The following is a 13,499-nucleotide window of genomic DNA, read 5'->3' as shown; positions in this document are numbered from 1 at the left end:
CGGTGCGCCCCGCTCACGCTGATTTGCCCGCTCATTCAGGCGCGGCAAGCCACCCCGGCAAGGCGCCAATATCGTCCAGCACCACATCCGCATAAGGCAAAAGCTCGGCCCGCTTGGCCGGGCCGGTCAACACCCCGACACAAACCATGCCGGCGCGGCGCCCGGACAGAAGATCATGGGTGCTGTCGCCGACCATCACGACCCTGTCGGGCGGGACATCCACCGCAGCGGCAAAGGCCAAAAGCGGCTCTGGCTCCGGCTTGGCGCCATGGCCGCTGTCAAATCCGGCGATGAAGTCAAACCGCCCGGTGACGCCCACCGCGCCAAGATGCGCCAACGCCCCGGCCTCGGTGTCATTGGTCACAACACCAAGCCGAAATCCCTGCTCTCTCAGCCCCGCCAGATAGGGGTCCAACGGCACCGCCTCCTGCACCGGCGCATCAAGCGCGCTTTGCATCAAATAGAACTCGATATCATCGACATCCCGCTCCGGCAGGACGGCGGCAATGCATTCTGCTGCTTGCCGGTTGGTGCCTGCGATAATCGGGCTGTCGGGCAAAAAGGTCCGCCCCGCCAGATCATACCGCGCCGCCGCGGCCAATGCGTCGCGCCGCCCCTCGTCACGACGGCCCGAAGCATCGGTCGCCAGCGCATCAATCACCCCGCCGGCCCAATGATCCCAGGTGGCCGAGAAATGAAACAGGGTGCCATCCTTGTCAAAACATATGGCCGCGATATTGCGTCTGCGCGTCACGTCCAATGTATCTGTTCCCCACCCGGAAGCGCGGCACGCGCCAGTCGCACGTGATCATAAGGCAGGTTTTGACCATCACAAAACCGAATAATCCAAGCGTCATCCATCAAGATAAAGTCCAAAACTGATCCTAAAAACTCTGGATCGCCGGCGCTTTCGCGCAAATCTTTTTCGTCCATGCCGCTGGATCCCAGGAAGACGCCGACCAAATCGTCCTCTGTGACCAGCCAGGACAACGCCCGAAGCGCCAGTGTTTCGGCGGTTTCCCGCGAAAAAGCCATGTTAAGACTCCATTTATGAATTGCGGAAAGGATTTGTTAACACTTCCAAACAAAAAGATAAGGAAAGTTTTGTTCAAAGGTGAGGTTACACAATGGCGCGTGAAATTCTCATTGTCGATTCGGTTGCGACCAACCGTATCGTGCTGAAGGTAAAACTTGCAGCCGCCTTTTACCAAGTATCTCAGGCCGTCACCGGAGCAGAGGCGCTGGAGCGGGTGCGCCGCAGCCCGCCGTCCTTGATTATCCTTGGCGGATCAAACGATATGCCGGCCGCGCAGTTGTGTCGCGAATTCCGCAAATTGTCGGCCACCGAAAATTGCCCGATCATCGTTCAGACAACAGAGACCGGGGCCGAATTCCGGCTTGAGATTCTGGCAGCAGGGGCCAGCGCCATTCTGGAACAACCTTGTTGTGATGCGCTTTTGCTGGCGCGGTTGCGGTCGCTGTCACGCGCACAGGAAACCGCCACGGAACTGCGGATGCGCGAAAGCACCCATCGCGCCCTGGGGCTGGCGGAAATGCAGTCCTCGTTTGATGCACCGGCCAAGATTGGTGTGATGGCCGTCAATCGCCGTGGCGTGGCCGGCCGCATGGCGGCCCTGCGGGCGATCGTGCCGCATCGGGTGGATCTTTTGTCGCCGCGCGACGTCTTTCACAATGGACCGGACACAAACGGGCATAATATCGTCGCGCCAGATGCCTTGGTGGTGTCGCTTGGCGATGACGATCCCGAGGCCGATCTTCAGATCCTGCCCAATTTGCGCGCCCGCGCCAGCACCAGATATTCCGGCATTCTAGTCCTGACCTCTGATCCCCATGGCCAGGTTGCGGCCGCCGCATTGGATCTGGGGGCGGATGATGTCGCGCCACAGCAAATTTCGGTCGATGAAATTGCCCTGCGCACGGATCGTTTGGTGGCACGCAAACGCATGTCGGACCGGTTGCGCAGCACCGTGCGCGAGGGGCTGCGTGCAGCGGTCACAGACCCGCTGACAGGGCTGTACAACCGCCGGTATGCATTGCCGCATGTGGCCCGTATTGCCGAACGTGCCAAACGGCTGGGGCGGCCCTTTGCGCTTATGGTGGCGGACCTCGACCATTTCAAACAGGTCAACGATCAATTTGGCCACGCCGCCGGCGATGCGGTGCTGGCCGAAGTGGCGAACCGATTTCGCGCCCAACTGCGGGCCGTGGATCTGGTGGCACGGATCGGCGGCGAGGAATTCCTGATCGCCATGCCCGACACCTCCGGGACCACGGCGCAATCCGCCGCGCATCGACTCCGCTCGGCTGTGGCGGACAAGCCTTTTTATCTGCCCAAACACGATCTGCCGATCCCGATCACAGTGTCCATCGGGGTGACCATGGCCATCCCCGACACCAGCCCGTTTGCCGACGGCGATGCATGCCACATGACTTCGGACATGCGGGCGGAAACCTTGCTGCACCGCGCGGATGGTGCCCTGTACGAGGCCAAGGCCCATGGCCGCAATCAGGTAGAATTGAGCCGCCCAGCGGCCTGAAATCACAGCCTGACACCACCGCCTGACAGCACAGCCCAAAATCAACCGATGCGCGCGGTTCGTGTATTTGCAGTCACGTTATTTACAGTCACGTTATTTGCGGTCGCGTTTTCCACGTTCCAGCGCTTCGGCAACCCGCGCGGCATATGCCGCCCTTTCCGCCGCGCTCATCCCCGCCACATGGTCAATCAGAAACGCCTGCCCCTTGCGGTTGCGGTCTTCGGCACGCATGTTCTGGCGTTCCAGAACCGCGCCAAACCCGTTACGGTCAAATGGTTCGGTGCGCAATAGATCCAACGCCTCGTTATATTCTGCACGGATACGCGCATGAAGCTCCTCGCGGCTTAGCCCCGCCCGCGCATCGCGGAAAAACTTGCGGCCCAGCTCGCGGCGGTCTTCCTTGCTCAGCGCCTGAGTATAGGGGGCAACAACATCGCGGATATGTTTCGGCCCGTCCCGATCCGGGCCACCGCGCAAGACAAAGCCCGCCACGATCCCGGCAATCGCCAGATTCAACGCCAGCGACATAAAGAACACAACCCGCAGCCCCAACGACATCCGCCGGGGTTTGGTGTCGTTGTTGGCCTGACCGGATTGCCCCGATTTCCCGGTGTCATTTGCCATGATCAACCTTCCTCCAGGTCAAAATCGAACCCCGACATCGGGTCGAACATTGCCAATTCGTCGGTGTAATAAAGTGCCGCCGTATCACTCAGACCCGAAGGCGGGCTGATCCCCAGCCATAGGCCGCATACCGAAGCGGTCACCAGCCCCGCCAGCGCCGGCCAGCCGCCAATCGCGGCACTGACCTGCGCCCAGAAACCGGGGCGCAGGGCGGCAGCTTTGCGCTCTGGCAGGGGCGCATTGTCAAATCCGGCCTGTATCGTTTCCGCATCGCCCAACACCCGCGCCAACAAATCCGCCGAAACCTCCGGCATGTCGGCATTGCGTGCGGCGCGCTCTTCCTGAAAAAGCGCATCGAGAAAGATGTCGTCGCGGTTGGTTTCAGACCTCGTCATCGGTATACCCCAGTTCTGCCTTGCGGCCCTTCAGCGCACGGGCAAGCGCCCGTCTGCCGCGCGCGGTCAGGCTTTCTACAGCGTCCACGCTAATCTTCAGTATGGCGGCGATCTCGGGGTTACCCAACCCCTCGAAATGCCTCAGCTCTACCGCCTGGCGTTGCCGATCCGGCAATTCGGCCAGGGCCCCGGCCAATGCGGCGCGGCGCGACGCCGTTTGCATCTGTGCCTCTGCGCTGGCGGTTTCATCCGCCGGTTCCCCGGCATCTTCCAGCGGCGCGACACGGCGACGTTTGCGCAGGCGATCGGTCGCCAGATTGGCCACCACCCGCCACAGCCATGTTGTCACCTGGGCCTCGCCCTGACGCCAGTCCGGCGCGATTTTCCACAGGCGCAACAGCGCGTCCTGGGTCACATCCTCGGCCTCGGCCCGGTCACCCAGCATGCGCAACGCCTGACCAAAAACCCGCGGCGTCAACCGAAGGGTCAGTTCCCGTGCTGCGGCGGCGTCACCATTGGCGTAAAGCACCAAAAGCGCTTCGTCCCCGACCCCGTTATGTGCATCCAGAGGCATGTGCATGTCCCGGTGGCTAAACTCTTTTATGTCTCTTGGGAATGGCAGAGTTCCTCTGGCATATCCCCTGCATCACCCATTGAACGTCTCTCCCCGCGATGCGGGAAGAGACGCGGACCAGGAAGACGGCCGGGATGCAATCAACCGCCTTCCTATCACGGGATCACTCGGCCGCGGGGGCCGGTTGACCTTGTTTTCCACCGCGTGCGGCTTCCAGCCGGGTCTTGGCAGAGTCGAATTCTTCTTTCGAAATCGTGCCATTGCCGTCGACATCTACCAGCGCAAACATCCGCTCAAAGCGTTGTTCGCCGCGCGCTTCACGACGGTCCTGACGGTCGCCACCGCGCATTTCGCCGCCGCGCATTTCGCCACGGTGTTCACCCCGGTGCTCGCCGTCACGTTTGCCCATGCGGTGATCTTTGCCGCGTTCATCGTTTTTGCCGCGCGCATGTTCGTGGCCCTGTTTGCCGCCTTTGCGCATCTTGTCCTGACCGGCCTGCATTTCTTCGGCGCTCAGCGTGCCGTTGCCGTCGCTGTCCATCCGGTCGATCATGCGGGTGAAGCGCGCGGCGCGTTTCGCCTCCGCGGCGGCTTCAAGCTCGGCGGCGCTCAACTGACCATCGCCATCGCTGTCCAACTTGTTGAAGCGGACCTGCGCGATGTTCTTCAGCTCTTCCTTGGTCAGGCTGCCGTCGCTATCAAGATCGAAATCCTCAAACGTCATTCCGGCCGCGCCATGAAAGCCGCCCATGCGGCCATGATCGCCGCCTTTGGCCAGCGCGCCAGTTGCCGGAACGCTGAGCGCAATCGCGGCGACGAGGACCGATCCGATCAGTGTGCTGCGTGTCTTGCTCATCTTGGTTTCCTTTCGTTTCCTGTATTGATCACATGGCCCGTTTGGCCCGCGATCTGACAGTCAAACGCGTGGTGCTGCCGGTTCCGTCGCAGGGTTGGAAAATTTTTTGATCACGAGGGCGTGACCGCGACATGCCACCACACGTATGTTTTGCCGCATGTCCATTACGTCGAACCTGGCCTAGGGTTGCCGCATTGGAGAATGATACGATGACGACAGTTCACCTCGAAGACATGAACACGCCCGCCGCCAAACCCGCTGCGGAACGCGATCTTTGGCCGACGCTCTGGAAAGGGTGGCGGTGCAAATGCCCCAAGTGCGGCAACGGTCCGCTGCTGTCAGGCTATCTGAAGGTGCGTGACACCTGTGTGGTCTGCCGCGAACCGCTGCATCACCATCGCGCCGACGATGGGCCGGCCTATCTGACGATCCTGATTGTCGGGCATTTGATGGCACCGCTGCTGCTGGTGGCCTTTACGGCCTATCGCCCGGATCCGATGATGTTGTTCACGATCTTTGCCGTTGGAAGCGTCGCGCTGTCGCTTTATCTTCTGCCCAGACTCAAAGGCGCGGTTGTCGCCTATCAATGGGTGAAGCGCATGCATGGCTTTGGCCGGCAGGACGATGACACGCCCGTGGACGGGCGCATTGGGGCCACTGGCCCCTAAGGGGACAGGATGGACAGCACCACCACCGACAAGACCCGCATTCGGGATGCCGCCACGGTTATCGTGCTGCGCGACCGCACGACTGCGCCCAAGGTGTTGATGGGCCAGCGTGGGGACAAGGCGGCCTTTATGCCGAATAAATTCGTCTTCCCCGGGGGGGCGGTTGATGCGGCGGACGGCGATGTGCCGCTGGCGCGGCCGCTTGCCCTGCCCTGCGTGGACCGCCTGCGCGAGGATTGTGAAGACGACCGCACCCACGCCATCGGCGCGGCGGCGATCCGTGAATTATGGGAAGAAACCGGCCTGCTGCTGGGCTTGCCCGGAAAATGGCACGGCGATGCGCCCGACGAATGGCAGGCCTTTGCCGAGCAGGGCCTGCTGCCGGATGCAGCGCCGCTGCAATTCGTGTTTCGGGCCATCACACCGCCGGGCCGTCCGCGCCGCTTTGATGCGCGTTTCTTTTTGATTGATGCCGGTGACATCGCTTCGGATCTTGATGATTTCTCTGCCGCCTGTGACGAGCTTAGCCACCTGCATTGGGCCGCGCTGGACGAGGTGCGCGCCCTGGATCTGCCGTTCATCACCGAGGTCGTTCTGGCCGAAGTCGCCGCGCGCCTTGATGATCCGGCGCCGCCGAAATCGGTGCCGTTTTTCCGCAACGACGATGAACAAAGCCTGTTCCTGCGCCTGCGGGGCCAGCCGATGCCATCGTGATGGTGCGGCCTTGACGGCCCCTAGGCCACCATCACCAGCGCCAGAATCGACACCGCCAGAAACGAAATTCCCAGCATCTCGCGGCTGGAAATCTTTTCCCGAAACACGAACACGGTCGCAAGAATGGAAAACACCAATTCCACCTGCCCCAGGGCATTCACGTAAGCCGCGTTTTGCAGGGTGAAGGCCGTGAACCACCCAAGTGACCCCAACATCGACGTCACGCCAACCAGCCCCGCAATGCGCCACACGCGCAAAACGCGCGCCACTTCGCCCGGCTCGCGCCAGCCCAACCAGACCGCCATGGCGCAGGTTTGCATCGCAGTAACAATCGCCAGGGCCACACCGGCGCGCAACAGGGGATCATCGCTGGCGATTTCCAGAGTGGCCCCGCGATAGGTGACGCCGGAAATGGCAAAAAACAGCCCCGACGTCAGCCCCAGCGCCACGGCGCGATTGCCCAGATTGCGCCATGACACGGCGGTGTCCGGCGTGACCGACAACACCAACACCCCGATCAGACCAACCAGGATTGCGCCAAATCCCAACGGCGACACCCCTTCGCCCAAGACCACCAGTCCAACCAATACGGTTTGGATGACCTCGGTCTTTTTGAAGGTGATGCCAACCGCGAAATTGCGCGATTTGAACAGCATGACGACACAGACCGTCGCAAGGATCTGCGACACCCCGCCGGCAATGGCATAAGGCCAGAACCGGGCAGAAATCGCTGGCAGCGCTGTGTCCCCGATCCAGAGATAGGCCGCGACCCCAAGCGCCACCAATGGCGCGGAATAGACAAACCGCGCAAATGTCGCCCCCGCCGCAGACAGGGCGGCGGCGCTGAGGTGTTTTTGCAGTATGAAACGCAGCGTTTGAAAAAAAGCCGCTGCAAGGGTCACGAATATCCAAAGGTCCATGCGCCTATCTGCGCAGAAACCGCGCGATAGGCCAGAGGCTTATCGCCGGAATGACGCGATCAGGCGCGGCGCCCCCAGCCAATTCCGGCCCAAAGCCGTTCATAGAGCACATAGGTGACAAAGCCGATGCCGGAATTGACCAGCGCCATTGTGCCGCCAACCGCCATTGACCCGGTGAATGCGATGCCCACAAGGCTCATCACCACCAAACCCATCAAGATCCAAAGAACCCCTTTTACCAATGTGCGTTGCTTGGTTTCCATTGCATCCTCCTGTTGTTGTGCTGTGCCTCCTTGCTACTGGGCGCAATGGTTGTGGAACATTCTGAATGTGATTAACAAAATTCAGCATCTGTGATAATTATCACCACATGAATACAAAAATCGACAAACGTGACCGTGCCCACCTGTTCCGCAGCCGATTGGAAGAGGCGATGACCCGCGCCGGATCAAACCAAAGCGCCCTGTCACGCGACATCGGCGTCGACCGGTCCACAGTGTCCCAGCTTTTGTCCGGGTCCGGGGCGCGCCTGCCCAACGCCCAGGTCGTGGCGGAATGCGCCCGCGCGCTGGGGGTGTCCGCCGATTGGCTTCTGGGGCTGTCTGATCGCCCGGAAAGTGCGGCCCATATCGTCGCCAATGCCTTTCACATCACCAAAGCGCCGCGCGCCCTGGTGGATGAGCAGATTTTCGATTGGCACCGCGAGGCCGACGGCTACAAGATCCGCCATGTGCCCACCGCCCTGCCCGACATGTTGAAAACCCGCGCGGTGCTGTCGTGGGAATTCACGCCGCACCTTGGGCGCACAGCCGAACAGGCGATCACCGCCTCGAACGAGCGGCTGGACTGGATGCGCGACTCAGCCTCGGATTACGAAATGGCGGTGCCATTGTACGAGATCGACAGTTTTGCCCGGGCCACCGGATATTACGCCGGGCTGGCGCTGGATGTGCGGCTGGAACAATTGGAGCGCCTTCAGCGTTTGACCCGCCAGCTCTATCCCCGTTTGCGGATGTCGTTGTTTGACGCCCGCAGGCTCTATTCCGCGCCGCTGACCATCTTTGGCCCGCTACAGGCGGTGATCTATCTTGGCAGCAACTATCTGACGTTTCGCCATGTTGACCGGGTGCGGGCGATCACCACGCATTTTGACCATCTCGTGCGCGAGGCCAGTGTGCCCGCCCGTGACATTTCCGACCACATTGGCCAGCTCCTGACCGAGGTTCAGGGCTAAACAGCCAAGCCTCAGGTCTTGGGCGCATTGACCCCGGGCGTGACCGCACGGCGTTTCAACTGCGCCTCGCGCAGCGTGATGAACACCACCGATGCAAGGATCAACGCACCGCCAAGGACCACAACCGGGTCAACCGGTTCGCCAAAGACCACCGCCCCCAAAAGCACCGCCCAGACCAATTGCAGGAACGTCACCGGCTGGGTCACGGTCAAAGGTGCAGAGCGAAAAGCCAATGTCATGGCGAAATGCCCGCCCGTGGCAAAACAGGCGATCCCGAAACAGGTCAAAAGGGTCCAGAGATCCGGCGTAACCCACACGGCAAAGGCAAAGGGCGCCAAGCCGATGGTCACGGTCACCGACAGCATGCCCACCACCATCGACGGCGAAACCTCATCCGCGACGATTTTGGCAATCAGGTAAGACACCGCAAACAACATCGCCGTGCCCAGCATGGCAAGATGGCCGGGGTTCACCTCGCGAAATCCGGGGCGCAGGATGATCAGCGCCCCAAGCAGGGCGACGGCCACCGCAATGATCCGCCGCTTGGCCAGGGTTTCCCCTAGAAACAAGGCGGCCGCGATGGTGACATAAACCGGCGACAGGTAATTCATCGCCGTCACCTCGGCGATTGGAATGCGCGTCATCGCAAAGAACCACAGGATCACACCCAGGGTGTGCACCCCGCCGCGCGCCGCAAACAGCGACCATTGCCGCCTGCTCATCCTTGTGGCCAGCAGGGTCTTGGCCATTGGCACCAGAAACACCAGGCCCAGAAGATAGCGCAGGAATGCCGCCTCGGCTGCGGGCACAGCATTGTCGAGGTATTTCACAAGCGCCGTCACCGCGACAAAACAAAGCCCGGTGACCAGCATCCAAAGTGTCCCGGCAACCGGATTTGATTTCATGCCTGTCATGACGCGCATCAAGACCGGCACAGCCGGAACTTGCAAGAGAGATCAGCCAAAAATCAACTTTGCCGCGATCACCCACATTGTCAGACCCACCACCACATCCAACACTTGCCAGGCGCGGGGCGAGGTAAACAACGGGCGCAACACCCGCGCACCATAGCCGAGCGAAAAGAAAAACACGAAACTGGCGGACATCGCCCCCAAGGCAAAGGCCAATCTGTCTTCGTATTGCGCCGAAATCGACCCAATCAGCACCACCGTATCCAGATAGACATGTGGATTAAGCCAGGTCAGCGCCAGACAGGTCAGCACCGCCGCGCGCAGCGATTGCGTGGTGTCGCCCTGATCCATAAGCGCACTGCCCCCCGCCAGCGCCGCCCGGAAATTGCGCGCACCATACCAGACAAGAAAAGCCGCCCCGCCCCAACGCATCACGGTTTCAAACAGCGGCACCGCCTCGGCCAGGGCGCCAAACCCCGCAACCCCGGCCGCAATCAGCGCCGCGTCACTGACCGCACAGGCCAGCACCACGGCCAGCACATGCGCCCCGCGCAGGCCCTGACGCAACACAAATGCGTTCTGCGCGCCGATCGCCAAGATCAGCGAAAACCCCAAGGCAAATCCCGCCAGTGCCGCCTGTGCATCCATGTGTTCCGCTACCTTGCCGATGTTTTGGGACAGGCTGGGTGGGAAAGCCCCGTCCAGGTCCAGGTTCAAGTCCAATTGCTTGTCCATATGTGTGGCGAAGGCGTCAAGCAGAAAGCCCGGATCACCTCAGGATGCCCCGCCCCAATGCCAGGACACGGCCCCCACCACCAAGAAAGATGTAAACCCATTGTGTTCTGGGCACTGGTCCACACTCGCCCGCCCTGGCCCGAACTGGCCCACCTTGGGATCGCCACAGCGCAATCCCGAAGTATTTGGTTTAAAGTCAGATAGATGCGCGTGACCACGCGCAGCCGACCACGGCGACAATAACTCCCCGGTGATGTTTTGCATCCACCAAAACCACCGATGCCGCGATAAACCAATAAAATTAGTCAGATTACTGTTGCGACAGCGAAGCCAATTTAATACTGAGTATTTCAGTAAGAATTCATCAAACAGGAGAGCCCGATGACCCGGACGGCCCTAACGTCAATCCTTGCCCTCACCGTTGCCAGCGCAGCTCTGGCCGAAGGTTCGGTCAATATCTATTCGTCGCGTCACTACGACAATGACGAGTCGCTCTATGAGGCCTTCACCGAACAGACCGGGATCGAGGTCAACCGGATCGAAGCCAATGCCGACGAGCTGATCGCGCGGATGACCGCCGAAGGCGCAAATTCACCCGCTGACGTCTTTCTGACGGTTGATGCCGGACGCATCTGGCGCGCGGATGAGGCCGGTCTGTTGCAGGCTGTCGACTCTGACGTGCTGGACGCCCGTATCCCTGCGCATCTGCGTCACCCCGACGGGCATTGGTTCGGCTTTTCGCAACGTGCACGGATCATTTTCTATGACAAAAATGACGTCGAAAACCCGCCGCTGACCTACGAAGATCTGACCGACGCCGCCTATGAAGGCCAGGTTTGCATCCGGTCGTCGAGCAATGTGTACAATCAGTCGCTGATGGCGTCGATCATTGACGCCAATGGCGAAGAGGCTGCGCTGGACTGGGCCAAAGGCGTTGTAGCCAATATGGCGCGTGACCCCCAGGGCGGTGATACCGACCAGCTGCGCGGCATCGTGTCGGGCGAATGCGAAATTGCGGTGACCAACACCTATTACTTCCTGCGCGGTCTTGCGAGTGGTGTTGACGGTCTGTCGGATGGCATTGAAAACATCGGCTGGGTGTTCCCCAACCAATCCGACCGTGGCGCACATGTGAACGTGGCAGCCGCTGGCGTTGCGGTAAATGCCCCCAACCGGGACAATGCGGTGGCGTTTCTGGAATACCTCGCCACCGATGACGCGCAGGCCTATTTCGCCAATCAGAACAACGAATATGCGGCGGTTCCCGGCATTGCACTGGCGGAAGTTCCGGCACGGCTTGGCCTGTTCCGCGCAGATGATCTGAACCTGTCGGTGCTCGGAGAGCAAAACCCGACAGCGCAGAAATTGTTCAACGAAGCCGGCTGGGAATAACCCGGACGTCGATTTGCGAACAAACGCCCCGCCTGGCAACAGGCGGGGCGTTTTTGTCTAGCGAAAGCACCGCCCAAAAGGCCGGTCCAAAGCCCAGCAGAATCACCGCGCAACGCCCGCTGGTTCAGACGGGGGGCCAGCCCCCCGCACCCCCCGGGATATTTTTGGTCAGATGAATAGAGCCGCGTGATTGCGGAATGGGTGCCCGGTGGCTTGGGGCCGGCTTATTGCCGCCCAACCCGGCGACACAGCAAGATCACCGGCAGAAGCCCGACTGCGACAATCACCAGACTGGGCACCGCGGCCCCCTCAAGCCGTTCATCCGCCGCCAGCCGATGGGCCTGTACCGCAAGGGTGTCGAAATTGAACGGGCGCAGGATCAGCGTCGCGGGCAATTCCTTCATCACGTCGACAAAGACGATCAGCAAAGCGGTCAGAAGCGAGGGCGTCAGGATTGGCAGATGCACCCGGCGCAGGGTGCCATACGATGTCTGGCCAAGCACCCGGGCCGCGGCGTCGAGGTTAGGATTGATCGCACTTTGCCCACCTTCATAGGCGCCAATGGCCGCCGCGAGAAACCTGATCATATAGGCAAAGACCAACACCCAGATCGACCCGGTGAACAACAGCCCGGTCGAGAGGTTGAACCAGTCACGCATCACCGCATCCAGCGCATTGTCAAAGGCGGCAAAGGGCACCATCAGCCCCACCGCGATGACCCCGCCCGGCACAGCATATCCCATCCGCCCGATGTGCAACGCCCAGCGCGCGGCACCGGATTGTGCGGCCCGCTGGTAATAGCCCAACGCCACCGCCGCCATGACCGTCAAAACCGCCGCCGTGGTTGCGAAGGTCAGCGAATTCTGCAGGAATCCGATATAGCGGCGGCTGAACAGATCCTGACCAGAGCCCTGCCCCATGACAACAAGAGCGACAATCGGCACAAGGGCCCCAAGCACCACCGGTGTCGCACAGAGGACCCAGGCCGCGCCTTCGGCCATGCCGTGCAATTTCAGCCGGGTCAGCCGTTCCAGCCGCTGGCCACTGTGGTATTTCGCCGCCCCGCGCGACCGCCGTTCCAGCACGGCGAGCGTCAGAGCAAAGGCCAGCAGACCAAGCGAGAGCTGCGCTGCCGCGGCACGATCCGCCATGTTGAACCAGCTGGTGTAGATGCCAGTGGCAAAGGTCGGCACACCGAAATAGGACACCGTACCGTAGTCTGCGATGGTCTCCATCGTGGCCAGCAGGACCCCCGCCGCAATGGCCGGGCGCGCCATGGGCAATGTGACCAGAAGAAAGGCGTGTAATGGCGGTTTGCCCAGCGCACGGGCCGCGTGAAACGTGCTGGCGCTTTGGCCAAGGAACGCGGTGCGGGCCAAAAGGTAGACATAGGGATAGAGCACCAGGATCAGCATGATCGCCGCGCCGCCCAGGCTTCGGATTTCGGGGAACCAATAATCGCGCGGGCCCCAGTCCATCAGGTCACGCAAGCCCGATTGGACAATGCCGGGATGGTCGAGCAAATGGGTATAGGCATAGGCCAGCACATAGGCCGGAAAGGCCAGCGGCACGACCAGCATGATTTCCAAGAAGCGGCGGCCGCGAAATTCGGTCATTGTCACGAAACAGGCCGCGCCGGTGCCAACCGCCAAGGTGCCTCCGGCCACCGCGGCAACCAGAACTAGCGTGTTGCCGATATACTGCGGTAAAACCGTTTCCAGCAGATGGGAGAGAGTGTCCAAACCGCCTGTGACCGCCGCAATTGTCACGGCAAGCAATGGCAACAGGCACAGCATCGCCACAACCATGGCCGCAGTTTTCAGGATCGAAAGCGACTCACCCTGACGCTGGGATGTGGATATGGCGGGTGCGGTTTGCATCCGAGGTTTTCTGTCAGGTTATCATCGCCCGCGCAAGG

Annotated in this window: 16 protein-coding genes; 5 read left to right on the top strand and 11 right to left on the bottom strand. The window is 61.1% G+C overall.

Features of this window, described 5'->3' with window-relative positions; translation table 11 throughout:
* Positions 1–31: 31 nt before the first annotated feature.
* Entirely contained in the window at positions 32–754 is a 723-nt protein-coding gene (locus Q4577_RS01975) for an HAD family hydrolase (protein ID WP_303466779.1), read from the bottom strand.
* Positions 751–1,035 carry a DUF3572 domain-containing protein gene (locus Q4577_RS01970; protein WP_244686229.1) on the bottom strand — a complete coding sequence of 95 codons (285 nt, stop codon included), beginning with the start codon at positions 1,033–1,035 and terminating at the stop codon, positions 751–753. The genes Q4577_RS01975 and Q4577_RS01970 overlap by 4 nt, the downstream gene beginning before the upstream one ends.
* 92 nt (positions 1,036–1,127) lie before the next feature.
* Between Q4577_RS01970 and Q4577_RS01965 the strand changes: the two genes are divergently transcribed.
* Entirely contained in the window at positions 1,128–2,558 is a 1,431-nt protein-coding gene (locus tag Q4577_RS01965) for a diguanylate cyclase (protein WP_303466780.1), read from the top strand.
* Positions 2,559–2,651: 93 nt separating this feature from the next.
* Here Q4577_RS01965 and Q4577_RS01960 read toward each other — a convergent pair whose 3' ends face one another.
* From Q4577_RS01960 to Q4577_RS01945, 4 genes are all read right to left on the bottom strand, one after another.
* Positions 2,652–3,182, bottom strand: a complete 531-nt coding sequence (locus Q4577_RS01960; protein WP_303466781.1) for a periplasmic heavy metal sensor — start codon at positions 3,180–3,182, stop codon at positions 2,652–2,654.
* 2 nt (positions 3,183–3,184) lie between these two features.
* On the bottom strand, positions 3,185–3,577 hold the full coding sequence (locus Q4577_RS01955) for a hypothetical protein (RefSeq protein ID WP_303466783.1): 393 nt from the start codon (positions 3,575–3,577) through the stop codon (positions 3,185–3,187).
* The gene (locus Q4577_RS01950) at positions 3,564–4,157 is read right to left on the bottom strand and encodes an RNA polymerase sigma factor (protein ID WP_303466784.1); all 594 of its coding nucleotides are present in this window, start codon (positions 4,155–4,157) and stop codon (positions 3,564–3,566) included. The genes Q4577_RS01955 and Q4577_RS01950 overlap by 14 nt, the downstream gene beginning before the upstream one ends.
* A 157-nt stretch (positions 4,158–4,314) precedes the next feature.
* Positions 4,315–5,007: an EF-hand domain-containing protein gene (locus Q4577_RS01945; protein ID WP_303466785.1), complete on the bottom strand. Its 693-nt coding sequence runs from the start codon at positions 5,005–5,007 to the stop codon at positions 4,315–4,317.
* A gap of 209 nt (positions 5,008–5,216) precedes the next feature.
* Here Q4577_RS01945 and Q4577_RS01940 point away from each other — a divergent pair, with 209 nt between their 5' ends.
* Together Q4577_RS01940 and Q4577_RS01935 are read left to right on the top strand one after the other, a co-directional pair.
* Complete coding sequence (locus Q4577_RS01940) at positions 5,217–5,675, top strand: DUF983 domain-containing protein (RefSeq protein WP_303466786.1); 459 nt, start codon at positions 5,217–5,219, stop codon at positions 5,673–5,675.
* Between the two features lie 9 nt (positions 5,676–5,684).
* Positions 5,685–6,389 carry an NUDIX hydrolase gene (locus Q4577_RS01935; RefSeq protein ID WP_303466787.1) on the top strand — a complete coding sequence of 235 codons (705 nt, stop codon included), beginning with the start codon at positions 5,685–5,687 and terminating at the stop codon, positions 6,387–6,389.
* A 20-nt stretch (positions 6,390–6,409) separates the two neighbouring features.
* Here the strand turns inward: Q4577_RS01935 and Q4577_RS01930 are convergent, their stop codons facing one another.
* The gene (locus Q4577_RS01930) at positions 6,410–7,309 is read right to left on the bottom strand and encodes a DMT family transporter (RefSeq protein WP_244686214.1); all 900 of its coding nucleotides are present in this window, start codon (positions 7,307–7,309) and stop codon (positions 6,410–6,412) included.
* Positions 7,310–7,368: 59 nt separating this feature from the next.
* Positions 7,369–7,572, bottom strand: coding sequence for a DUF2061 domain-containing protein (locus tag Q4577_RS01925; protein ID WP_244686211.1), 204 nt, complete (start codon positions 7,570–7,572; stop codon positions 7,369–7,371).
* Positions 7,573–7,679: 107 nt separating this feature from the next.
* Here Q4577_RS01925 and Q4577_RS01920 point away from each other — a divergent pair, with 107 nt between their 5' ends.
* Entirely contained in the window at positions 7,680–8,543 is an 864-nt protein-coding gene (locus tag Q4577_RS01920; RefSeq protein WP_303466788.1) for a helix-turn-helix domain-containing protein, read from the top strand.
* A gap of 11 nt (positions 8,544–8,554) precedes the next feature.
* Here the strand turns inward: Q4577_RS01920 and Q4577_RS01915 are convergent, their stop codons facing one another.
* Both Q4577_RS01915 and Q4577_RS01910 read right to left on the bottom strand, forming a co-directional pair.
* A complete protein-coding gene (locus Q4577_RS01915; RefSeq protein ID WP_303466789.1) occupies positions 8,555–9,457 on the bottom strand; it encodes a DMT family transporter in 903 nt (300 codons plus the stop codon).
* 42 nt (positions 9,458–9,499) lie between these two features.
* Positions 9,500–10,102, bottom strand: coding sequence for a LysE/ArgO family amino acid transporter (locus Q4577_RS01910; RefSeq protein ID WP_303467460.1), 603 nt, complete (start codon positions 10,100–10,102; stop codon positions 9,500–9,502).
* A 468-nt stretch (positions 10,103–10,570) separates the two neighbouring features.
* Here Q4577_RS01910 and Q4577_RS01905 point away from each other — a divergent pair, with 468 nt between their 5' ends.
* Positions 10,571–11,581: an extracellular solute-binding protein gene (locus Q4577_RS01905; protein WP_303466790.1), complete on the top strand. Its 1,011-nt coding sequence runs from the start codon at positions 10,571–10,573 to the stop codon at positions 11,579–11,581.
* 224 nt (positions 11,582–11,805) lie between these two features.
* Here Q4577_RS01905 and Q4577_RS01900 read toward each other — a convergent pair whose 3' ends face one another.
* Positions 11,806–13,461 carry an iron ABC transporter permease gene (locus Q4577_RS01900; RefSeq protein WP_303466791.1) on the bottom strand — a complete coding sequence of 552 codons (1,656 nt, stop codon included), beginning with the start codon at positions 13,459–13,461 and terminating at the stop codon, positions 11,806–11,808.
* Positions 13,462–13,499: the final 38 nt, after the last annotated feature.

Source organism: Marinovum sp. 2_MG-2023 (genome assembly GCF_030548265.1).
Lineage (GTDB): Bacteria > Pseudomonadota > Alphaproteobacteria > Rhodobacterales > Rhodobacteraceae > Marinovum.
Note: the sequence above shows the minus strand (reverse complement) of the source record. Positions and strands in the feature narration are given on the sequence as shown.